Below are 22,136 nucleotides of genomic sequence, written 5' to 3'. Positions count from 1 at the left end.
TCATTCACCAGGGCCAGTTCGTCTTTCTTCATGGTTAGTAACAGATGTTGTCGAAATATCAGACATTACTGGCCTTAAACACATTGACCCCGACGCGAAAGCCGGGGTCAATGTGTTTGTTGAATCTGCAACCAGCAGAATTCAGCAGGTAAGGCTAGACGACAGTAACGCCGGTTGCCTGGGGGCCCTTGGCGCCCTGACCGATCTCGAACTGAACGCGCTGGTTCTCATCGAGGGTCTTGAAGCCACCGGTCTGGATCTCGGAGTAGTGAACAAAAACGTCCCCATCCGAGTCATCCGGGGTGATAAAGCCGAAGCCCTTTTCAGCGTTGAACCACTTGACGGTTCCCAGTGCCATGTATTTCTCCTCATTATGGAACATCAGTCCGATACACCTCGTACCGGCTTTGTTACTCCGCGAGAAGACCTTGGATTCCGTCCGGGGATACCGGTTGGTTTCGCAGGAGCTTCACGCTCGCAACTCGTCTTGCGAGCATGAAAACCACCTACACAAAGACTGCTACAACACTTTCATGTGCCCTGCCGGAGGTCAACGGTCTTTTGGGCAATTCTGGAAAATTTTCGGTAAAAAGAAGGTAACGCAACGCATTCAATTAGCGCTGCGACAGCCACAAGCCGTTGCGCATGACGCCGGTGAGTTCAAGATCGTGGTTAGTAACAACGACGTCCGCCCGCAGGCCACGACGCAGTCCGCCTATTTCGTCGGAAAGCCCAAGGACAGCTGCTGGCACTGCAGTAGCGGAACAAATGGCGTCGGGAAGTTCGACGCCGGACGCTACGGTTTTGCGGACGACCTCAAGGAGGGTGGCGGTACCACCTGCGATTGACCCCGTGGCATCCAGCGTGGCGACACCATCGCTGACGGTCACAGGGGAGGGGCCCAGCATGTAGCTGCCGTCCGAAAGGCCGGCGGCGGCCATGGAGTCCGTCACCAGGACAATATTGGCAGCTCCTACCAGTTGGAAGACCGTGGCTACCGTGCTGGGATCCAGATGTGTGCCGTCGGCGATGAGCTCCACCACGGCCTTTCCTTCCTGCGCCATCCGCAGGCAGGCAGCAACGGGACCCGGAGCGCGGTGGTGCAGGGGAGGCATCCCATTGAAAAGGTGCGTCACGGTGGGAAGTGAGCTGACGCCGTCGAACCCTGCTGATTCCAGCCCTTCGCGGGCGGCGGCCAGCGACGCTGCCGCCGTGGCGTCGTCGCAATCCGTGTGGCCCAGCGAAGGAGTGACGCCGTGGGAGGTCATCAGGTCCACCAGCGCGGCAGCGCCCGGAAGCTCAGGGGCGTAGGTCATGGTGGCCAGCTTGCCGGCGGCGGCGCCGACGAGCTCCTCCATGAGGTCCAGGTCCGGTTCCAGCAAGTAGTCCGGGTTCTGGGCTCCGCAGCGGGCATGGGAAAGGAACGGGCCTTCGAGGTGGATTCCGGCTACGAGGCCTTCGTCCGCGAGCTTTACATACAGCTGGATGCCACGGAGGAGGTCCTCCGGGGGAGCGGTCACCATGCTGGCAAGGAACGTTGTTGTTCCCGAACGGTGCAGGAAGTCGACGGCTTTGCGCGCCGATGCCTCTTCTCCGCCAGGGAAGTCGCCGCCGTTGCCACCGTGGCAGTGAACATCCACCAGTCCGGGAATCAGGTAGCTGCCGCTGGGTACTCCCAAACGGACGGCGCTCTGGAAACCTTCAAAGGATTCCGGATCAAAGCCACCCGCAGCTCCGGCATAGGCGATTCTGTCACCTTCGATGGCAACCAGGCCGTCCTCCACCACCTCGCCGTCACTGACAATCGTGCCTTTGATGATCTGGTGGCTTGGCGCGGAAGAAGTGGGCAAACGATCTGCGGCAGTCATGATGTCGATTCTAGTGGCCTGCGGCACATGTGCCTGGGGAAGAGCTAGAAGAGCCGGGACTCGCTGTCATCCACGCCGCGCATGGCGTCATAATCAAGCGTCACGCAGGCGATCCCGCGATCGTTGGCCAGGACCTTTGCCTGGGGCTTGATTTGCTGTGCGGCGAAGATGCCGCGCACGGGTGCCAGCAAGGGATCGCGGTTGAGCAGCTCAAGGTACCGCGTGAGCTGTTCGACGCCGTCAATGTCGCCGCGCCGCTTGAGTTCAACGGCCACTGTGGCGCCGTTTGCGTCCCGGGCCAGGATGTCTACCGGACCGATTGCCGTGAAGTACTCGCGGCGGATGAGGGAGTAGCCGGTTCCGAGGGTCTCGATCTGCTCCGCAAGGAGTCGCTGAAGATCCGCTTCCACCCCATCCTTGATCAGGCCGGGGTCGGTACCGAGCTCGTGCGAGGTGTCGTGCAGTTGCTCGTAGATGTTGATGATCAGGCGGTCATCGGTCTTGGCGGACTGGACAGTCCACTGTTCCACCACGCCTTCCTCCACGTCCGTCTCCTCCGGCGTGGTCACCCGGAGTGTGGCCGGAGGGCTCATCCAGTTCAGCGGCTTGTAGGAACCGCCGTCCGAGTGCACCAGTACGGAGCCATCGGCCTTGACCAGCAGCAGCCGGGTGGCGAGGGGGAGGTGGGCCTTGAGGCGGCCAACATAATCAACAGAACAACGGGCTATGACGAGTCGCACCCGCCCCACATTACCGTCTCACCATCCACAACAGGGTGGCTGGGGCAGAATGGAAGCATGCCCCGCTCCAACCGCCCTCGTCGCAACGCGTCCAGCACACGCTCCGGCAACGCCGGTGGCAAATGGGCCGAGCCGGCACCTGAGCTTGACCTGGAAAGGGCGCGGGGCGGAATTGCCCGGCGGGAAAGCGCTCCGGATGGTGACTGGATGGTCCGGACAATGACAGCAAAAAAAGCGGAAAAGCAGTACATCTGCCCCGGCTGCTCCACCGCCATCGTCCCCGGCATCGCGCATCTGGTGGTGTGGTCCGACAGCCACCTGTTTGGGCAGGCCGCAGGGTTGGCCGAACGCAGGCACTGGCATACCAACTGCTGGACGGGCAGGACCTACCGCTACCGCTGATTCGCTAGGCTTGGAAGCATGACTTTCGACCCCGCCTCGTTCGTGTTTACCCCGCAGGCTGCCCCCTCGGAGATCCGCGCCTCCACGGTCCTTCCCGCCCGACGCGAGAATGTGGAGTTCACCACTGAGGACGGCAAGGTATTGCTGGGCGAGCTGGCGTTGCCGGAATCAGGGGAGGTTACCGCGACGCTGATCACCCTCCACCCGCTGCCCACGCACGGCGGCTTCATGGACTCCCACGTCTACCGGAAGGCCTCCTACAGGCTGCCGGCGCTGGCCGGTGTGGCTGTGCTCAGGTTCAACACGCGCGGCACCCAGTCGCCGCGCGGTACCAGCGATGGCCACTTCGAAGAAGGTGTCGGGGAGCGCTACGACGTAGAGGCGGCAGTGCGCTTTGCGGTCGAGCGGGGTTTGCCGAACCGCTGGCTCGTCGGTTGGTCTTTTGGCACCGAACTTGCCTTGATGTACGGCGCTGTGGAGCCGGTAGCCCAAGAGATCGAAGGTGCAGTGCTGCTGTCCCCGCCTTTGCACCGCGCCGCGGATGTCCACCTCAAGGAGTGGGCCGCCTCCGGCAAGCCGCTCACGGTGCTGGTGCCGGAGCACGACGACTACCTGCAGCCTGCCGAAGCAGCCCAGCGGTTCAGCCTGGTGCCGCAGGCCCGGCTGGTCGGCGTCGACGGCGCCAAGCACCTGTGGGTGGGCGAGAAATACGCTGCGCGCGTCCTGAATGAAATCGTCGACGACGTCACTCCCGCAGGTGCCGGCGTCGACGGCCTGTCGCGCGAGTGGGCGGGGCCGGTAGCGAACGGGTAGTCCGGTCGCCAAGAGTTTTTGTACAGATAGTGCCCCTTAACCTCGCGGTTAAGGGGCACTATCTGTACAAAAACCCGGCAGGGGATGAGGTCAGTGCCGGTCTTGGCGGATGATGAAGACTTCCTTGATCAGCAGCATGATGGCGGCCGCGGTGGGAATGGCGATCAGCGCACCCAGGACGCCGAGCAGGCTGCCACCGGCGATCACCGAGATCACAGCCACGGCTCCGGGAACGGCCACGGCACGTTGCATGATGCGTGGCGAGATGAAGTACGCCTCGAACTGCAGGTAGGCGAAGTAGGCGATCGCGTAGACAACGGCGGTCTGCCATCCGGCGGTGAGGGCCACCAGGATGACCACGACGGCGGCGATCATGCCGCCCACCAGCGGAATGAAGGCAAGCAGGGCCACCACAAAGGCAAGCAGGACGCTGAAGGGGATGCCCAGGATGGTCATCACAATGAAAGCGAAGATCGCATTCAGGAGAGCAACGCAGGCCTGGCCGATCACGTAGTTGCCCACGGAATCGGTGATGGCCTCCGAGAGAGCCTCAACACGGGGACGGCGGGACCGGGGAGCGAGGCGGTAGGCCCACTTCTTCATGGACGGCAGGGCCGCCAGGAAGTAGAGGCTCAGGACCAGCACGATCAGCGAGCCGAACAAGCCATTGGCGACCGTGGACCCAAAGCCGACAACGCCGCCGAAGATCCCGCCCATGGCCTCGGGATCCTTGACGAACTTATCCAGCTCAGTAGTGATCCGGTCACGGACGCCGAATTGGCTGTCGGCGTTGCGGAAGAAGTCCGAGTCGAGGAACCCGCGGATCCATTCGGGGGCCTGGCGAACGATTTCCGATACCTGTTCCACGATGGTGGGAATCAGGGTTGCGAAGAACCCTGCCACCGCCAGGACGAGGGCTGAAACGGAGATCAGGATGCCTGCAGGCCGGGGGACCCTGCGGGATTCCAGCCAGCGGACTACGGGATCCAGGCCCAAGGCGATGAAGAGTGCGGCGACGATCCACAGGATGAGCTGGGTGGTGTTGCTGGCGATATAGAACACTGCCAGGGCAATTCCGACGCCGGCGGTCCCCATGAAGCCCACATAGAGAGGGTGCTGGGATGACATTCGCGGCCCCGGGGCGCCGAAGCCGTGGTCGTCTTCGGGCCGAAGGCCTCCGGGGCCTTCGTCGGTTTCGTCTTCCGGGGGCATTTCGAAACGTACGCGGGTGCGGGCTCCGGGAATTGGCTGCCTCAACCTGCGCCCGAGGGCGGCGAGTCGTCCGGTGCGGACCGGAACCGTTGCGGCGGTGCCGTCCGAGGAAGCATCCACCGCACTTGACCCGGGCTCATCGGTGGGACGGGGCTCCAAGTGGTCTTTCACGCGGTTTTGCTGCCTTTTCATTAGTGGTAAAGGGCTGATTCAGGCGCTGAAAGGCCCGGTTATCATGATCATCGCCACACTATCAGGAGCACGGAATCCCGCGAGGGCGGCGCGATGGCGGGGTTTTCCCGATGTTGGTGAGATCACCCCGATCTGACTCTCTGATAACAAAACGGTTACCCTTGAAGTTCAACGACCGCTGATGATAGGTGATCCTGTGCGTTTGAAGACTGCAGCCTTGCTGGTGCTGCTGGGCCTGCTGACGATGCTGGCCGGCATTGGCCAGCTGACTTTCTGGGCCCCCTCCGAGACCGTAACCGCCTCGGTTCCCAGCGATACCAAAGCTGCCCCGTTGACGGTGATCGACCCAAAGTTGATTGCCCTCCATGAGGGGCCAGTGAAGATCAAGATCCAGGGCGAAGGCAACTTCATGGTCGCCACCGCACGGCCGGACGACGTCGAAGCCTGGGTGGGTGAGACCGCCCACACCACACTGACCGGCGTGTCGGCAGACCAGAAGTCACTGGAGGCAACCTCGGTGGATGGCGAAGCAACGGCGCCCTCCCCGGCGGGATCCGATCTGTGGGTCAGCACCGAAGACGCCAGCGGAGAGCTGGACTACACCTGGAACCCCCCTGCTGATGGCGAGTGGTCCCTGCTGGTAGCCGCAGACGGAACCCAGCCTGCGCCGTCGTCGATTTCCATGACGTTCCCGAACAACGCCACCACCCCTTGGGCCGTGCCGCTGATCGTCCTGGGCATCATCATCATCCTGGTGGGAGCGGCCCTGCCCTTCATCGCCAAAGCCCTGTCCAACCGCCGCAAGGACGGCCAGGACGACGAGCCGCATGATGGCGGCGAGACCACCACGCTGCCCGTCCAGTCGACGTCAAGTGACGCCGGCCGTCGTCGTGGTCCGGAAACCGAGGGCCCTGCGCTCCGGGTTACCGCCATTGCTGCTGCCTTGGCCGCGGTCATGGTAGGCGGCACGGCTGTCGCCGCCCAGGCAACCACGACGCCTGAGGCGACTCCCACCTCTTCTGCCGCAGCTCCTGCCGAAGGTGAAGGCGGCACCCCCGTGCTGCTGGAATCCCAGTTGCAGCGGATCCTGGAACAGGTTGCCAGCACGGTTGATGCTGCTGACGCTGCCAAGGATGCAGCCAAGCTGGCTCCCCGCGTCGACAAGATGGAACTGCAGATCCGTACGCAGAACTACAAGGTCCGCACCGCTGTATCGGCTTACGAAGCCCGTATGCCCGTCCGGGCCACGAAGCTCCAGAGCAGTGTGATCAGCACCAAGCGTGAATGGCCCCGTACGGTCCTTGCCCTCACCCAGGGCGACGGCAACGTTGTGCCCCAGGTCCTGACGCTGGTTCAGCTCTCGCCGCGCGAAAACTACAAGCTCTGGGGCAGTGCGCCGCTGCAGCCGGGCACCAACTTCCCGTCGTTCCCGGTTCCCCGCGAAGGAACCGAACCCGTGCCCGCCGCCGACAACACCGGCTTGGCGTACAGCGGGAACGAGGCCTTGGGCATTCTGGCTGAAATGCTGACCACGCCTGACTCCCCGAACCGGAGCAAGCTGGCTGACGGCCAGGCGTCCCCGTACATCGCCGGTGCCCTTGCCTACCAGGCAGATACCGTGAAGAACGGGACCAGCGCCAACTTCAAGTTCACCCACACACCCGTGACCAACCAGACCGTAGTGCTGCGCACTGCCGACGGAGGCGCGCTGGTGGTGGGACGACTGGACTTCGCCTTCGAGGGCACGCCCAAGGCGGCAGGAGACAAACTCCTGCTTGAAGACGATTCCGCCGTTTTTGCCGGGGGCAAGGAGACTACTACCGGCATGGTGCTGAACTTCGCCGAGTCCGTGGCGGTGTACATTCCGCCGGCAGGATCCGCAGATCCCATGAAGCTCGTAGCAGCCACCCGTGGCTTGGTAGGGGCAAGCTTCAAGTAGGCAATTCAGCTGCAGGGCAGCGGCTAGAGTGGATGGTATGAGTTCGCCCGGATACCGACCCACTCCAGCCGCTGCCAGCCAGCTCAATCTTCGCGGCGCCGTTGACCTCTCGTCACTGCGCCGCCCGGCCGCACCTCCCGCGCCGCCAGCCTCCGCTTCCGCGGACGGTGCTGCGCGCGACGGCGGAACCCCCAACGGTGATGAAACCAGTGGTGGCGCCGGCAAGGCACCCCTGAGGGTGGATGCCACCGAAACAAACTTCCAGGATTTGGTGCAGCTGTCTGCGCAGATTCCTGTTCTCTTCCTTCTCTGGTCGCGCTATGCACCGGAATCGCCCGCAGTCCTTGACGCCGCCGAGCGCGTGGTGGCGGGTTACGCCGGCCGGCTGGTTCTTGCCGCGGCCGACGTCGACGCCTTCCCGCAATTGGCTCAGGCTTTCCAAGTGCAGGCTGTCCCCACGGCGGTAGCCGTGGTGAAGGGCCAGCCTGTTCCTCTTTTCCAAGGTCCTGCCGATGACGCGCAGATCAAAGACCTCGTGGAGGAACTCCTCAAGGTAGCTGCCGCCAACGGCGTCACCGGAAGCATCGGGGACACCGCAGCCCAAGGTGAAGAGGCCGAGCCTGAGCCCCTCCCGCCCCTGCACCAGGCCGCCATTGACGCGATCGAGGCCGGTGACTACGCCGGAGCAGCTGCATCCTACAAGCAGGCACTCCTGGAACAGCCGGCCGACGCTGACGCCAAAGCCGGACTGGCCCAGGTTGAACTCATGGCCCGGTTGGAGAACCTCTCCGCTCCGGAGGCAGAGAACCTCCGCGACCTTGCCGCCCGGGAACCGGACAACCTTGACGCCCAGTTGGGCGTCGCCGACCTTGACGTTTCCGGCGGACACATCGAGGACGCCTTCAGCCGCATCGTCACGTTTATCGGCAGGAACTTCGGTCCGGAACGCGAGACCGCGCGCGTACGGCTCCTTGAGCTCTTCGAGGTCGTCGGAACTTCGGATGAGAGGGTAGCCAAGGCCCGTCAAGGACTCGCGAGGGTTCTTTTCTAGTGTCGTCCGCGCTGTTCTCCCCGCTGCAGCTGCGTTCACTCACCATCCCGCACCGGGGATGGGTCTCGCCCATGTGCCAGTACAGCTGTCATGCCGGGACCGGAGAAGGCGTCCCCAACGACTGGCATCTGATGCACCTCGGGTCTTTCGCCGCAGGTGGCGCCGCTTTGATCATGAGCGAGGCCGCGGCGGTTAACGCTGTGGGAAGGATCAGTCCGTTGGACGCCGGACTGTACTCCGATGAGCAGGCCGCGGGCTGGGAACGCATTGTCGATTTTGTCCACCGGCATGGCGCAGTGGATTGCAGGATCGGTGCGCAGCTGGCCCACGCAGGGCGCAAGGCTTCGACGTACTGGCCGTTCGCTCCTCAGTCAGGTTCCGTGCCGTCGTCTGACGGCGGGTGGGGCACCGTTGGACCTTCCACCCAGCCGTTCGACGGCTATGCCGCACCGGCTGCCATGAGCGAGGACGACATCCTGGCCGTGGTGGACGACTTCGCCGCCGCGGCCTCACGGGCCGTTGCTGCGGGTTTTGACACCGTGGAGATCCACGGCGCCCACGGATATCTGTTGCACCAGTTCCAAAGCCCGCTCATCAACACCCGGACGGACAGATGGGGTGGAAACGAGGAGGGGCGGAACAAGCTCATGCTCACTGTGGTGGACGCGGTCCGCGGCGTCATCCCGGACTCCATGCCGCTCCTGTTGAGGATCTCCGCTACCGATTGGGCTGACGGGGGAGTGGACGCTGAGGCGTCAGTCCGCCTGGCACGAGCTGCTGCCGGTCGCGGCGTCGACCTCGTGGATGTCTCTTCCGGCGGCGCCGTGGCGCACCAGAAAATCAAGGCCGTGCCCGGCTACCAGGCCGGGTTCGCCGAACAGATAAGGCGCGACGCCGGTGTCCCCACTGGTGCGGTGGGGCTCCTCACCAGTGCTGCGCAGGCCGAGGACATCGTGGCCAACGGCAGGGCGGATGCCGTGTTCATGGCGCGGGCCGCCCTGCGCGATCCCCATTGGTGGCTGAGGGCTGCGTACGAACTCGGCCATGACATTTCCTGGGTTCCGCAATACCAGCGGGCCGTCCCCCGCCACGGCTTCTAGAACCGGCTACGGCTCCGGTGCGGCGAGGCTAGGCTGGTCACATGACGGAACCACGCCATGAACCCACGCCCACGTCCGCGCCGCCACAGGCGGCCCCGACTCCACCATTCCCCGCACCGCCACAAGTCCCCGGACTGGCCCCCGCAACCCAGGCCTCCGAGGCACCGGCTGCGTCAGCGCCTCGGGCTGCCTTGTCCATCCGTGGCCTGGCCAAGCGCTTCGGTGACAAGATCGCCGTGGATGGCGTCAGCCTGGAAGTGCCTGCCGGATCCTTTTACGGGATGGTCGGTCCCAACGGTGCAGGCAAGACCACCACGTTGTCCATGGCTACAGGTCTGCTGAGGCCGGATTTTGGCACAGCCTTGATCCATGGGGTCGACGTTTGGGCCCGCCCGTTGGAGGCCAAGAAGCTCATGGGTGTCCTGCCTGATGGTGTGCGCCTTTTTGACAGGCTGACGGGCGAGCAACTGGTGACGTACTCCGGACTCCTTCGCGGCATGGATCGTGACGTTGTTGGTGCACGTGTTCCTGAGTTGCTGGCTGCCCTTGACCTTGAGGCCGATGCCGGTTCGCTGGTGGTGGATTACTCCGCCGGCATGACCAAGAAAATCGCCTTGGCCTCCGCCCTCATCCATGCACCGCGTCTCCTTGTCCTTGATGAGCCGTTTGAGTCGGTGGACCCTGTGTCTGCTGCCAACATCCGCGGCATCCTGGAGGGATACGTCGCCTCCGGAGGAACGGTCATTGTTTCCAGCCATGTGATGGACCTCGTGCAGCGCATGTGCAGCCACGTTGCGGTGGTGGCTGGCGGACGCGTTCTGGCAGCGGGCTCCGTGGACGAAGTCCGCGATGGCTCGACGTTGGAGGAACGCTTCGTCCAGTTGGTGGGCGGCGGACACCGGACGGAGGGCCTGGAATGGTTGCGCACCTTCTAAGCCTCAAGTGGCGCCTGCTCCTTAATGGGTTCAAGCGCAGTCCGTGGCAGCTGGTGGGCATGGCGCTGGGGCTCCTGTATGCGTTGGGATTGCTGGTCCTCCTGGTTGGAGGCCTCATAGCACTGCGGTTGGCTGATCCGGAGATCGCCCACACTGTAGTGGTATTGGGTGGAGCGGCCACAATCCTTGGGTGGGCCATCATCCCGCTCGTTGCTTCGGCTGCTGACATGACCCTGGACCCCGCGCGGTTCACCACCTTCGCCATACCTTCCAAGCAACTCTTGACGGGCCTTGCCCTCGCGGGCTTCATCGGCATTCCCGGCCTGGCTACCTTGATTGCTGCACTGGGAACCGTTGGAACCTGGTGGCGCAGTGTTCCGGCGGTCACCGGCGCCTTGTTGGGTGCCGTCCTGGGTGCCCTGACGTGCATCGTGTTGTCCAAAGTGGTCACGACGGCGACAGCCGGCCTGGCGGCTTCGAGGCGTTTCAAGGACGTCAGCAGCATCATTGTCTTCATCCCCTTGGTCCTGTTGGGCCCCATTATGGTGGGACTCGTGGACGGCGTCCGCGGCAGCGCAGACTACCTTCCGGTGCTCGCCCGAACGGTGTCGTGGACGCCCCTGGGTGCGGCCTGGTCCCTTGGTGGCGACATCGACTCGGGTCATCCCGCTGCGGCTGGACTGAAGTTCCTGATCGCGGCGGCCACCATCGCCGTACTCCTCCTCTGCTGGCATGTGCTCCTGAAGCGTGCGCTGGTGACGCCGGCATACTCGGGAGGCACTGCCAGGAAGGGCGGAAAGCTGGGCTTGTTCGGCCTGCTCCCCGGGACGCCGTCGGGGGCGGTTGCTGCCAGGGCACTGATCTACTGGTTGAAGGATCCGAGGTATGCGGCGTCCTTGGTGATTGTTCCTATGTTCCCCGTGCTGTTCTACTTCGGCGGCGCGCAGAGCGGCAGTTATGGTTTGCTCATGATTCTGGGTCCGCTGACCGCTTTCGTCATGGCATGGTCCATCTGCGCTGATGTGTCTTACGACAACACTGCTTTTGCCCTCCACCTCGCCGCTGGCGTCAGGGGAGTCGACGACAGGCTTGGGCGGGCCTTGGCCTGCCTGGCCATATCGCTGCCCATAGTGCTGCTCTTCACTGTGGGGCCGGTCTTCGTGACGGGGATTGGCAGTGGCTGCCCAACCTCCTGGGATTGTCCCTCGGAACTCTCTTCACTGGCCTGGGGCTTTCTTCAGTCATTTCGGCCCGCTACAACATCGCGGTCCCCTTGCCGGGCGACAGCCCGTTCAAGAAGCCGCCGGGAAACGTTGCCCAAACCTTGGCCGTCCAAGCGGTGGGGATGGGCCTCTTGGCCCTTCTGCTGGTTCCGGAACTTGCACTGGTGGCAGTCCAGGCATTCACCGGTGGGCCGGAGGCTGGCTGGATCAATCTGGTGGCGGGTCCGGTGCTGGGTGTCATCCTGTTCATCGTGGGCATCCGCCTCGGTGGAAAATGGTTGGACGCGCGGGGTCCGGAAATGTTTGCCCAGCTCAGTGTGAACCGTTAGCCGCGTAACAACCGTGCCCGTAGGTGGGACATGGGATAACGTCTCTGTCAGATAGCTCGAAGACCCTAACCAAGAAAGGCCGTGACGATGGAAGTTGTCATTCTCCCTGGCACCAAGCAGATCGGTGCGCTTGCAGCCGATGCCATTGAAGCATTGGTCCGCCGTAAGCCGAATGCTGTGCTGGGCCTGGCTACGGGGTCCTCGCCGCTGCCTGTCTATGACGAACTCGCACGCCGCTACGATGCCGGAGGGCTGGACTTCAGCCAGGCGCACGGTTTCGCGTTGGACGAGTATGTTGGCCTCGAGGCCGGACACCCCGAGTCCTATCGCGAGGTGATCCGGCGCGAATTCACCAACAGGGTGAACATCAAGCCGGAGAATGTGCACGGCCCGGACGGCGCCGCCAAGGATCTGGAGGCAGCCTGCCAGGACTACGAGGATGCCATCAAGGCCGTCGGTGGCGTGGACCTCCAGATCCTGGGCGTCGGCACCGACGGGCACATCGGTTTCAACGAGCCGGGGTCATCCCTGGCGTCCCGGACGCGGATCAAAACACTGATTGAGCAGACCCGGAAGGACAACGCCCGCTTCTTCGACAGCATCGATGATGTTCCCCACCACGTCGTGACGCAGGGGCTGGGGACCATTATGGATGCCCGGCATGTGGTGCTGGTCGCAACGGGTGCCCAAAAGGCGCAGGCGGTGCGTGATTTCGTGGAAGGACCCGTGGCCGCAATTTGTGCCGCATCCATCCTCCAGATGCACCCCCACGCAACAATTCTGGTGGATGAGGCAGCCGCGTCATCGCTGAAATTGGCTGATTACTATCGGCACACGTACGACAACAAGCCGGAGTGGCAGGGCATCTAGACGGTAGGATGTTTGGCATGACTACGCTTCCTCCGGATCCATTCGAAAACGACCCCATGCGCGAGCTTTCCGGAGCCGGAACGTCCACTGCCACCATTGAGCGCGAGGAAACGCGCCAGGAAGTGGAACCCGGCGACCGCGAGCGTTTTTCCCACTACGTCCGCAAGGAAAAGATCATGGAGTCGGCGTTGACCGGCGAGCCGGTCATTGCCTTGTGCGGCAAGGTCTGGACGCCGGGACGCGACCCCCAGAAGTTCCCGGTCTGCCCGGAGTGCAAGGAGATCTATGAGGGTCTCCGCCCCGGCAACGACGGTGGAAAAAACGGCGGCCCGGGCAACTCCAAGTAGTGGGTGGGAAGCGAACACAGGTCCGTTCTGATCGTTGCCGTTTCCTCCAGCCCGGCGTTCCCGCCGGGCTGGAGGTAATGGTCCTTGCCATCAGGCCGGGGGAGTCGGCATGACAGAAACACTTTTCGGTGGCCCATCCCTGCCTCCGGCGTACCCGGAACGGGCCGCCTGGGGAACTGCGCCCAAGCTCCGTGCCTGGCAGCAGGAGGCCCTTGACCTCTACATGACGCGCAACCCGAAGGACTTCCTGGCCGTGGCGACGCCCGGCGCCGGTAAGACCACCTTCGCGCTGCGCATTGCCACCACACTGCTGGACAGTGGCGTGGTCAACCGGATCACCATCGTTGCTCCGACCGACCACCTGAAGCGGCAGTGGGCTGATGCCGCAGCCAAGGTGGGCATTGCGATCGATCCCAACTTCAAGAATTCCGACGGCCAGCATGGCCGTGGTTTTGTGGGTGTCGCGGTGACGTACGCGCAGGTGGCGAGCAAGCCCATGTTGCACCGCGCCAAGACTGAAGCGGCGCGCACCTTGGTCATCCTGGACGAAATCCACCACGGCGGTGAAGCGCTCTCCTGGGGCGATGGCCTCCGTGAGGCATTTGATCCGGCCGCACGGCGCCTGTCACTGACAGGTACCCCGTTCCGCTCGGATACCTCGCCCATTCCGTTTGTTGAATACGCTGAGGACCGGGACGGCATCCGGCGTTCCAAGGCCGACTACACCTACGGTTACGGCAACGCGCTGCGGGACCACGTGGTCCGCCCCGTGCTCTTCATGGCTTATTCGGGCCAGATGCGGTGGCGTACCAGCGCAGGTGACGAAATGGCGGCCTCGCTGGGTGAAGCTGCTGTTACCAAGGACATCACCTCCCAGGCGTGGCGCACGGCGTTGAACCCTACCGGCGAGTGGATCCCTGCCGTCCTCGCAGCTGCGGACAAGCGCCTCAGCGAGGTCAGACGGACGGTGCCGGACGCCGGTGGCCTGGTCATTGCCACGGACCACGACGACGCCCGGGCTTACGCGGGCCAGCTCAAGAAGATCACGGGCCAGTCGCCCACAGTGATTCTTTCGGACGACTCCAAGGCTTCGAGCAAGATCGAGGAATTCTCCGCGGGAGAACAGCGCTGGATGGTTGCGGTCCGCATGGTGTCCGAAGGCGTTGACGTCCCCCGCCTTTCTGTCGGCGTCTATGCCACCTCCACCTCCACGCCGTTGTTTTTCGCGCAGGCCGTGGGACGTTTCGTGCGTGCCCGCAAGAGGGGCGAGACGGCGTCGGTCTTCCTGCCGTCCGTGCCGCCGCTGATGATCCTCGCCAACACCATGGAGGCAGAGCGTGACCACGCTTTGGACCGCCCGGAGAAGGACGAGGACGGTCTCTTCAATCCAGAAGAGAACCTCATGGCCGAGGCCAACCGCGAGGACAAAGCGTCGGACGAGCTCACCAAGGGCAAGTTCGAAGCACTGGACTCCCAGGCGTCGTTTGACCGCGTCCTCTTTGATGGCGGCGAGTTCGGCACGGGAGCGGATATCGGTTCCGATGATGAACTGGACTTCCTGGGCATTCCCGGGCTCCTCGACGCCGAGCAAGTGGGAACGCTGCTGCGTCAACGCCAGCACGATCAGCAGTCGCGCAAGAAACGCCAGTCACCGCTGGCGGCTGCGGCTGCACCCGCTGTGCCTGACCACCGGATGCTCATGGATCTCCGGAACGAGTTGGCCAAGAACGTCGCTGCGTGGGCTGCCCGTACCGGCACCCCGCACGGAGTAGTGCACACCAAACTTCGTGAGGTGTGTGGTGGCCCGGCGGTGGCGCAGGCCAATGAGGAGCAGTTGCAGGCCCGCCTGCGCAAGCTCCAGGATTGGTTCATCGGCAGGAAATAGCCGGACTATCATCTGCAGAAAGCCAGGGGGCGCCGCGGTTGCGGCGCCCCCTGGCTTTCTGCTGTAACGCTTTGAGGTAGTTTCAGTCGCGTTCGACGTCGACGCCGGCTGCTTCCATTTCGTCCAGCGCATCGGTGAGGTCATCGGCTATTCCGGCGGTAAGCCCGGCGATGACGGTGGTGTTGTAGCCGGCCTGCACAGCATCGAGCGCCGTTGACTTGACGCAGTAGTCGGTGGCGAGGCCCACCACCACCACGTCTTCGACGTCGTGGCTTTGCAGCCAGTCATCGAGGCCAATGGCATCCTCGTCGAGGACTTCGGCAACGGCCGCCCCGGCCTTCAGGTCTCCGGTAGGAACGTCGTCTTCGGGGGCGAGGACACCTTCAAAGCCGGAGTAGGCCGCCGTGTATTGCCCTTTGCGGAAATAGGCCTGGATGTACTCGGGGTCCAGGTCTTCGTGAAGCTCCGCACCTTTGGTCCGGGCACGGCAGTGCGGAGGCCAGGACTCCACCATGTCGGGGTCATCGGAGAAGTGGTCGCCCGGTTCAATGTGCCAATCCTGGGTGGCCACGATGTGGTCGAAGTGCTGCTGGTTGGCGTCCACGTATTCGGTGATGGCTCCGGCGACGGCGGCACCACCTTCGACGGCCAGCGTGCCGCCCTCGCAGAAGTCGTTCTGGACATCGACGATGATCAGGGCGCGGGACATCAGTTCTCCTCGTAAACGGTGGGGATGGCGGCCTCGCCGCGCTGGAGGCGGTTGACGACGGCGGGCAGTTCGGCCATGGTGGCCGCGTGCTGTTCCTTGGCCCGAATGACGCCTTCCGGGCCGGTCCAGCCCGGCAATACCTCGCCGTTCTTGACGAATTGGTGAAGCAGCACGCGGTCGTTGCCGTCGTCTTCGGGACGGTGTCCGATGCCCACGACCTCCTGGGTGGCGCGGCCTCGCTCATTGAGCTTGCGGAGGGCGTATTTACGTCCGCCCACGCTGGTTTTGTTCTTGGCGGCTTTGGCCACGGAGATGAAATCACCGGAATCGTTGGTGCGGCTGACCAGCTTGTAGACCATGCTGGCAGTCGGGGCGCCGGAGCCTGTCACCAACGAGGTGCCGACGCCGTAGGAGTCCACTGGGGCGGACTGCAGTGCGGCGATGGCGAACTCGTCGAGGTCCGAGGTCACCACAATCCTGGTGTTGACGTTGCCGAGGTCATCGAGCAACTGCCGTACCCACTGGGCCTGTGCAATCAGGTCACCCGAGTCCAGGCGCACGGCGCCGAGTTTGTCGCCGGCGAGTTCCACCGCAGTGCGGACCGCTGCCTCGACGTCGTAGGTGTCCACCAACAATGAGGTCCCGGGTCCGAAAGCCGCGATCTGCGCTTGGAAGGCCTCCCGCTCGGTGTCGTGCAGGAGGGTGAAGGAGTGCGCCGCGGTGCCCACGGTCTTGATGCCGTAGCGTCGTCCGGCCTCCAGGTTGGAGGTGCTGGCGAAGCCGGCTATCACAGCGGCGCGGGCGGCCGCCGTCGCCGATTCCTCCTGGGTCCGCCGGGAGCCCATCTCGATGCACGGGCGGGTGCCCGCGGCCGAGGTCATGCGTGAAGCGGCGGATGCAATGGCGCTGTCGTGGTTGAGGACGGACAGGATGTAGGTCTCCAGGATGCAGGCTTCTGCGAAGGTGGATTCCACGATCAGGATGGGGGAGTTGGGGAAATAGGCGTCGCCTTCGGCGTAGCCCCAGATGTCGCCGCTGAACTTGTAGTCGGCCAGATAGTCCAGGGTTTCCTGGTTGACCACCTTGTTCTGCTCAAGGAATGCGAGCTCGGTGTCGCCGAAGCGGAAGTCGGCGATCCCCTCCAGCAGGCGGCCGGTGCCGCCCACCACGCCATAGCGCCGCCCGTCCGGCAGCCGCCGGGCGAAGGCTTCGAAGACCGAACGGCGATGCGCGGCGCCGGAATGCAAAGCGGCCTGAAGCATCGTCAGTTCGTAGTGGTCTGTGTACAAGGAAGTTGCGGGATGGTCCCAGGACGTGGCTCTACTCACGAATTCACTCTAGTGCGAGCCGCCATAGAATGGACAGATGAGCCCTAGCGTTGCGTATGGCACGGACATCGATGAGCGGACCAAAGCTGCAGAGCAGTCCGCCACCGATGTCCTGACAGCCCCTGATATCCCGTGGAACCTTGTGATCTGGAATGATCCCGTGAACCTGATGAGCTACGTGAGCTTTGTTTTCCAGAGTTACTTCGGCTATTCCGAGTCCAAAGCCCACAAGCTCATGATGGAGGTCCACAAAAAGGGCCGGTCCATCGTGGCCCACGGCAGCAAGGAACAAGTGGAGCAGCACGCGGTGGCCATGCACGGTTTTGGCCTGTGGGCCACTGTGGAGAAGGCTGCGAGCGGCAACGAAACACCCGGAAAGGGCGGCCGCCAGCGTGGCTAAGGCATTCAAGTACGGACTCAAGGGCATCACCGGATTCCTCGAACCCGCCGAGCGCGACCTCCTGCGCGGATTGTTGGACGACGTCATTTCCATGCTGGAGCAGGACGTACGCCAGAACGAGGACCCGTTGGCAGCACTTATCGGGTTGGACATGGACGTCAAGCAGCCCAGCGACCGCGCCCTGCTGCGGCTTCTGCCCAACGTCATGAAGGACGACGACGGCGGCTCGCTGGAGTTCCGGCAGCTCACCGAACGCTCTGTGCGGGAAAACAAGATCGGCGCCCTCAGGGCTGCGGCCATGGGACTGGATAAAGACGAGCTGGTCCTGACCCCGGAAGACGCCACCCGATGGTCCATGGCGCTGAACGATGTCCGCCTGGTCCTGGCCGAACGCCTGGACATTCGGGATGAAGCGGACGCGGAACACATCCACAGCATGCAGGACTGGAGCCAAGCCGAGGACGTAGAAAGCTACCTGGCCTTGGTCTACAACTTCACGACGTGGCTGCAGGAGTCCCTGGTGCAGGCCATGATGGCCGCAAGGCAGGCGAAATCCTGATCCGGACGGCCGGGCCGTTCTCCCGCCTTGTGACACATCAGACACGAGGCGGAGGCCACAGGTAATGGCCGCACACCAAGGGAAGCCTTATTCTCGAATAATTATGACTTCAGCATCGGGTTCACCAGACGGCGCCCTGGGCAGTGACGCCTCCATCAGCACGGGCGAACTCGTCGGGACGCGCCCGATCGGCATTTTCGACTCCGGAGTGGGTGGGTTGACCGTAGCGCGGTCCATCATCGATCAGCTCCCCAATGAGTCGATCCTCTACGTCGGTGACACGGCCAATGGCCCCTATGGTCCACTGCCCATCGCCGAGGTGCGTGCCAACGCCTTGGGCGTCATGGATGAATTGGTGGACTCTGGTGTGAAGTTGCTGACCATCGCCTGCAATTCGGCGTCGGCGGCTGTGCTCCGGGACGCGAGGGAACGTTATACGGCCCGCTATGGCATCCCGGTCATCGAGGTGATCCAGCCTGCAGTGCGGCGGGCTGTCTCGGCTACGCGTTCAGGCCGGATCGGTGTCATCGGAACCTCGGCCACCGTAGGATCGCGTGCCTACGAGGACACTTTTGCTGCAGCGCCGGACCTCACCATCACTTCCGTGGCATGCCCGGCGTTCGTGAACTTCGTGGAGGCCGGAATCACCACCGGCCCTGACCTGCTTGCCGCAGCCAACGAATACTTGGAACCGCTCAAGCACGCCGGCGTGGACACCGTGGTTCTGGGATGTACACACTACCCGCTGCTGACCGGCGTCATCTCCTTCGTGATGGGTGAGGACGTCACCTTGGTGTCCAGCGCCGAGGAGACCGCCAAGGACGTTTATCGCGCCTTGGCCACCCATGGCATCCAGCGGACGGAGTCCACCACGCCGAGCCATGAGTTCATCGCTACCGGGGATGCCGCCCAATTCGAGACACTGGCCCGACGTTTCCTGGGGCCGGAAGTGCTCTCCGTGAAGCATGTGGACCATGTAGCGGCGCAGTACCCCACAGGCAGCCTGGCCCGCATCACGCCCGAGATGCTGGAAGCCGCACGGTCTGGGACCGGTTTGTCCCGTCGCTCGTATTTCGTACAGCCGGACCGCGGCCTTAACGGCAGTGCAGGCACAACCCTGGGGCGTGGACTGTGAAGCTGACCATCGTGGGCTGCACCGGTTCCTTCCCCGGTCCCGGCTCTCCGGCGTCGTGCTATTTGGTGACGGCGCACGACGGCGAACGCGAGTGGAAGATCGTCATGGACCTCGGCAGTGGAGCACTGGGAGCGATCCAGAGGTATACCGATCTCGAAGACATCGACGCGATCTTCCTCACGCACCTTCACCCGGACCACTGCATGGACCTCTGCGGACTCCACGTGGCTGTCCGGTGGAAGCCCGGCGGATGGGGACGGGACCGGTTGCCGGTGTGGGGGCCTTCTGCTACGGCGGACCGGATGGCCACGGCGTATGGCCTGGACCTGGATCCCGGCATGCACGAGGAATTCGACTTCACCCACTGGGCCGAGCGACGGCCCGTCACTGTGGGTCCTTTCACCGTGACACCGTATGCCGTCAACCACCCGGTGGAAGAGGCGTACGCGCTGCGCGTGACGGCCACCGAACCTGGCAAGGACGGCGTCCCCGTGACCAAAATCCTGACGTACTCCGGTGACACCGACTCGTGCCAGGGGCTTGAAGATGCGGCCAAAGGCTCGGATCTGTTCCTGTGTGAAGCAGCGTTCGAGGAAGGCCGGGACGACGACATCAAGGACGTCCACCTCACCGGTAAGCGCGCAGGCGAGGCAGCAACCAACGCGGCCGCCAAGAGACTGCTTCTCACTCACATTCCCGTGTGGACGTCCCCAACGAAAGTGCTGTCCGAAGCAAAACCTGTGTTTGCCGGTGACGTGGCCGTCGCCGTCGCTGGAGTCCACTACACGATCTAGCACGTGAGCGGAGTCGGGAGGCGCCCCGGGCTTGGCTAAGCTTGAACCATGACTTCTGAAGCTACAGCCACACCCGTCATCCGCGCCGATGGCCGGACACCTGACCAACTGCGTCCCATCAGCATCACCCGCGGCTGGTCCAAGCAGGCCGAAGGTTCGGCACTGATCGAGTTCGGCAACACGCGGGTCCTGTGCACAGCTTCGCTGACCGAGGGCGTGCCGCGTTGGCTCAAGGGCGAAGGCCGCGGCTGGGTCACCGCAGAGTACGCCATGCTTCCCCGTGCCACGAACACCCGCTCGGACCGTGAGTCCGTCAAGGGCAAGATCGGCGGACGCACCCATGAGATTTCACGCCTGATCGGCCGTTCCCTGCGCTCCATCATTGATACCAAGGCGCTCGGCGAGAACACGATCGTCCTGGACTGCGACGTCCTGCAGGCCGACGGCGGCACCCGCACCGCTGCGATCACCGGCGCCTACGTGGCCCTCGCAGAAGCCATCCGCTTCGCCCGCGAGAACAAGCTCATCGCCCGCAACGCCGAGCCGCTGGTGGACACTATCGCAGCCGTGTCCGTGGGCATCATCGACGGCGTACCCATGCTTGACCTTCCGTACGTGGAAGACGTTCGTGCGGAAACGGACATGAATGTGGTGGTGACAGGATCAGGGAAGTTTGTTGAAGTCCAGGGTACGGCTGAAGGTGCTCCCTTCGATCGCGACGAGCTCAACGCACTGCTTGACCTCGCTTTGCTGGGCACTACGCAACTGTCCGCCATCCAGCGTGAAACCCTGGCTGAGGCCCCGTGAGCGGCACGGTGCCTACGGCGGAGCCCCGGCTTGTCCTGGCTACCCACAACAAGGGCAAGCTGAAGGAACTCCGCGAACTGCTGCGGGGCCAGGTTCCAGGGCTCGACGTCGATACCCAGGTGGTGGACGCCGCTGCGGCAGGTGCCCCGGATGTTGCGGAAACCGGTGTCACGTTTGCCGAGAACTCACTCCTCAAGGCCCGGGCCGTGGCTGAGGCGACAGGCCTGCCAGCCATTGCCGATGATTCCGGGTTGGCTGTTGATGTCCTGGGCGGCGCTCCCGGTATCTTCTCGGCTCGATGGTCCGGAACCCACGGGGACGATGCCGCCAACCTGAACCTGCTCCTGGCCCAGCTCTCCGATGTTCCTGATTCGTTCAGGGGAGCAGCCTTCGTCTGTGCTGCCGCTTTGGCTGTGCCGGGACCCGATGGCATCGCCCGGGAGACCGTGGAGTATGGCCAGCTGGAGGGCACGCTCCTGCGTGAACCCCGCGGCGAAGGTGGCTTCGGTTACGACCCCGTACTGCAGCCGGCCGGGATGGACCGCAGCTGTGCCGAGCTGAGCTCTGGGGAGAAGAACGCCATCAGCCACCGCGGACAGGCATTCCGTGCTTTGCTTCCCGCAATCGTGGAGGCGTTGTCCGGGTCCGGCTCGAACTAGTGTTTTCCTGACGCAAAAGGCACCCCGCCATGCGGGGTGCCTTTTGTCGTACTTGAGCGGTGAGCCTCAGTGCTCGCCGTGCTTGCCGCCCTCATGTTCCTCGATGAACTCTTCCACGGGGTCGGTGCCTGCTGCTGCCGCCTTGCGCTTGGCCACGAATCCACGCCCGATTTCAATGAAGATCGGGATGACCGAGATCAGGACGATGACAATGAAGATGATGTCGATGTTGTTTCCAACCCACTCGAACTGGCCAAGCCATGCGCCGAGCAGGGTAACGCCGCCGCCCCAGAGGACTGCACCGATGACGTTGAACAGGAAGAACTTACGCTTATCCATCTGCGCAACGCCCACGATCACCGGCACGAAAGTGCGGATGATGGGAACGAAGCGAGCCAGGATCAACGCCTTGCCACCGTGCTTTTCGAAGAACGCATGGGCGCTCTCCACATTTTCCTTTTTGAAAAGCCGTGAATCCGGCTTGTTGAAGATGGCCGGGCCGGCCTTCGATCCAATGAGATAGCCGGTCTGGTTGCCGATGATGGCAGCCACGATGATCATGCCGCACATGGCCCACAGGTTGAATTCGATGGCACCGGTGGAGACCAGCAGCCCGGCCGTGAACAGCATCGAATCACCCGGCAGGAAGAAGCCCACCAGGAGGCCTGTTTCTGCAAAAACAATGGCGCAGACCAGCAGGACCACCCACGGTCCCAGCGGTGAGTCGCGGAGGAATACGTCGGGGTTCAACCAGTCCGGGAGGAACGAAGCCATGGAGGGCTGAACCGGTCCCGCGCCCCCGAAAGTGGATACGGCAAGGTCGTTTATCGCAGAAAAGA

Annotated in this window: 22 protein-coding genes and 1 pseudogene; 16 read left to right on the top strand and 7 right to left on the bottom strand. The window is 63.6% G+C overall.

Features of this window, described 5'->3' with window-relative positions; genetic code table 11:
• Positions 1 to 154 precede the first annotated feature (154 nt).
• From CGK93_RS15060 to nucS, 3 genes are all read right to left on the bottom strand, one after another.
• Entirely contained in the window at positions 155 to 358 is a 204-nt protein-coding gene (locus CGK93_RS15060) for a cold-shock protein (protein ID WP_018776337.1), read from the bottom strand.
• Positions 359 to 614: 256 nt separating this feature from the next.
• Complete coding sequence (gene nagA, locus CGK93_RS15055) at positions 615 to 1,868, bottom strand: N-acetylglucosamine-6-phosphate deacetylase (RefSeq protein WP_089595528.1); 1,254 nt, start codon at positions 1,866 to 1,868, stop codon at positions 615 to 617.
• Positions 1,869 to 1,912: 44 nt separating this feature from the next.
• On the bottom strand, positions 1,913 to 2,608 hold the full coding sequence (gene nucS / locus CGK93_RS15050) for an endonuclease NucS (RefSeq protein WP_026540148.1): 696 nt from the start codon (positions 2,606 to 2,608) through the stop codon (positions 1,913 to 1,915).
• A 57-nt stretch (positions 2,609 to 2,665) separates the two neighbouring features.
• Here nucS and CGK93_RS15045 point away from each other — a divergent pair, with 57 nt between their 5' ends.
• The gene (locus CGK93_RS15045; RefSeq protein WP_089595527.1) at positions 2,666 to 3,010 is read left to right on the top strand and encodes an ATP/GTP-binding protein; all 345 of its coding nucleotides are present in this window, start codon (positions 2,666 to 2,668) and stop codon (positions 3,008 to 3,010) included.
• A gap of 18 nt (positions 3,011 to 3,028) precedes the next feature.
• A complete protein-coding gene (locus CGK93_RS15040) occupies positions 3,029 to 3,823 on the top strand; it encodes an alpha/beta hydrolase (protein ID WP_089595526.1) in 795 nt (264 codons plus the stop codon).
• 90 nt (positions 3,824 to 3,913) lie between these two features.
• On the opposite strand, the gene CGK93_RS15035 is transcribed toward CGK93_RS15040, so the two are convergent.
• Positions 3,914 to 5,206, bottom strand: a complete 1,293-nt coding sequence (locus CGK93_RS15035; RefSeq protein WP_089595525.1) for an AI-2E family transporter — start codon at positions 5,204 to 5,206, stop codon at positions 3,914 to 3,916.
• 202 nt (positions 5,207 to 5,408) lie between these two features.
• Between CGK93_RS15035 and CGK93_RS15030 the strand changes: the two genes are divergently transcribed.
• The 8 genes and pseudogenes from CGK93_RS15030 to CGK93_RS14995 all read left to right on the top strand — a co-directional run bounded on the left by CGK93_RS15030 (position 5,409) and on the right by CGK93_RS14995 (position 14,906).
• Positions 5,409 to 7,166, top strand: coding sequence for a hypothetical protein (locus CGK93_RS15030; RefSeq protein ID WP_089595524.1), 1,758 nt, complete (start codon positions 5,409 to 5,411; stop codon positions 7,164 to 7,166).
• Between the two features lie 37 nt (positions 7,167 to 7,203).
• Positions 7,204 to 8,217, top strand: a complete 1,014-nt coding sequence (locus CGK93_RS15025; protein WP_089595523.1) for a tetratricopeptide repeat protein — start codon at positions 7,204 to 7,206, stop codon at positions 8,215 to 8,217.
• Positions 8,217 to 9,317 carry an NADH:flavin oxidoreductase/NADH oxidase gene (locus CGK93_RS15020; RefSeq protein ID WP_089595522.1) on the top strand — a complete coding sequence of 367 codons (1,101 nt, stop codon included), beginning with the start codon at positions 8,217 to 8,219 and terminating at the stop codon, positions 9,315 to 9,317. The genes CGK93_RS15025 and CGK93_RS15020 overlap by 1 nt, the downstream gene beginning before the upstream one ends.
• A gap of 41 nt (positions 9,318 to 9,358) precedes the next feature.
• Positions 9,359 to 10,252, top strand: coding sequence for an ABC transporter ATP-binding protein (locus tag CGK93_RS15015; RefSeq protein WP_089595521.1), 894 nt, complete (start codon positions 9,359 to 9,361; stop codon positions 10,250 to 10,252).
• Positions 10,234 to 11,804, top strand: a pseudogene (locus CGK93_RS15010) (transporter). The gene CGK93_RS15015 and the pseudogene CGK93_RS15010 overlap by 19 nt, the downstream one beginning before the upstream one ends.
• Before the next feature lie 87 nt (positions 11,805 to 11,891).
• Complete coding sequence (nagB, locus tag CGK93_RS15005) at positions 11,892 to 12,674, top strand: glucosamine-6-phosphate deaminase (RefSeq protein ID WP_089595520.1); 783 nt, start codon at positions 11,892 to 11,894, stop codon at positions 12,672 to 12,674.
• Positions 12,675 to 12,682: 8 nt separating this feature from the next.
• Positions 12,683 to 13,021 carry a DUF3039 domain-containing protein gene (locus CGK93_RS15000; protein ID WP_089595519.1) on the top strand — a complete coding sequence of 113 codons (339 nt, stop codon included), beginning with the start codon at positions 12,683 to 12,685 and terminating at the stop codon, positions 13,019 to 13,021.
• A gap of 109 nt (positions 13,022 to 13,130) precedes the next feature.
• Positions 13,131 to 14,906, top strand: a complete 1,776-nt coding sequence (locus CGK93_RS14995) for a DEAD/DEAH box helicase (protein ID WP_089595518.1) — start codon at positions 13,131 to 13,133, stop codon at positions 14,904 to 14,906.
• Positions 14,907 to 14,988: 82 nt separating this feature from the next.
• Here the strand turns inward: CGK93_RS14995 and CGK93_RS14990 are convergent, their stop codons facing one another.
• Entirely contained in the window at positions 14,989 to 15,615 is a 627-nt protein-coding gene (locus CGK93_RS14990; RefSeq protein WP_089595517.1) for an isochorismatase family protein, read from the bottom strand.
• Positions 15,615 to 16,904: a nicotinate phosphoribosyltransferase gene (locus CGK93_RS14985; protein ID WP_442857048.1), complete on the bottom strand. Its 1,290-nt coding sequence runs from the start codon at positions 16,902 to 16,904 to the stop codon at positions 15,615 to 15,617. The genes CGK93_RS14990 and CGK93_RS14985 overlap by 1 nt, the downstream gene beginning before the upstream one ends.
• 76 nt (positions 16,905 to 16,980) lie before the next feature.
• Between CGK93_RS14985 and clpS the strand changes: the two genes are divergently transcribed.
• The 6 genes from clpS to rdgB all read left to right on the top strand — a co-directional run bounded on the left by clpS (position 16,981) and on the right by rdgB (position 21,297).
• Positions 16,981 to 17,343, top strand: a complete 363-nt coding sequence (gene clpS, locus CGK93_RS14980; RefSeq protein WP_026540162.1) for an ATP-dependent Clp protease adapter ClpS — start codon at positions 16,981 to 16,983, stop codon at positions 17,341 to 17,343.
• Entirely contained in the window at positions 17,336 to 17,902 is a 567-nt protein-coding gene (locus CGK93_RS14975; protein WP_089595515.1) for a DUF2017 domain-containing protein, read from the top strand. Before clpS ends, CGK93_RS14975 begins: the two co-directional genes overlap by 8 nt.
• Before the next feature lie 103 nt (positions 17,903 to 18,005).
• Complete coding sequence (gene murI, locus CGK93_RS14970) at positions 18,006 to 19,037, top strand: glutamate racemase (protein ID WP_442856997.1); 1,032 nt, start codon at positions 18,006 to 18,008, stop codon at positions 19,035 to 19,037.
• The gene (locus CGK93_RS14965) at positions 19,034 to 19,831 is read left to right on the top strand and encodes an MBL fold metallo-hydrolase (protein WP_089595513.1); all 798 of its coding nucleotides are present in this window, start codon (positions 19,034 to 19,036) and stop codon (positions 19,829 to 19,831) included. Before murI ends, CGK93_RS14965 begins: the two co-directional genes overlap by 4 nt.
• A 48-nt stretch (positions 19,832 to 19,879) precedes the next feature.
• Positions 19,880 to 20,638, top strand: a complete 759-nt coding sequence (rph, locus tag CGK93_RS14960; protein ID WP_011775233.1) for a ribonuclease PH — start codon at positions 19,880 to 19,882, stop codon at positions 20,636 to 20,638.
• The gene (rdgB, locus tag CGK93_RS14955; RefSeq protein ID WP_089595512.1) at positions 20,635 to 21,297 is read left to right on the top strand and encodes an RdgB/HAM1 family non-canonical purine NTP pyrophosphatase; all 663 of its coding nucleotides are present in this window, start codon (positions 20,635 to 20,637) and stop codon (positions 21,295 to 21,297) included. The genes rph and rdgB overlap by 4 nt, the downstream gene beginning before the upstream one ends.
• Positions 21,298 to 21,363: 66 nt before the next feature.
• Here rdgB and CGK93_RS14950 read toward each other — a convergent pair whose 3' ends face one another.
• Positions 21,364 to 22,125: a DedA family protein gene (locus tag CGK93_RS14950; RefSeq protein WP_198318480.1), complete on the bottom strand. Its 762-nt coding sequence runs from the start codon at positions 22,123 to 22,125 to the stop codon at positions 21,364 to 21,366.
• Positions 22,126 to 22,136: the final 11 nt, after the last annotated feature.

Source organism: Arthrobacter sp. YN (genome assembly GCF_002224285.1).
Taxonomy (GTDB): Bacteria; Actinomycetota; Actinomycetes; order Actinomycetales; family Micrococcaceae; genus Arthrobacter.
This window is presented reverse-complemented; position numbering and strand designations above follow the sequence as displayed.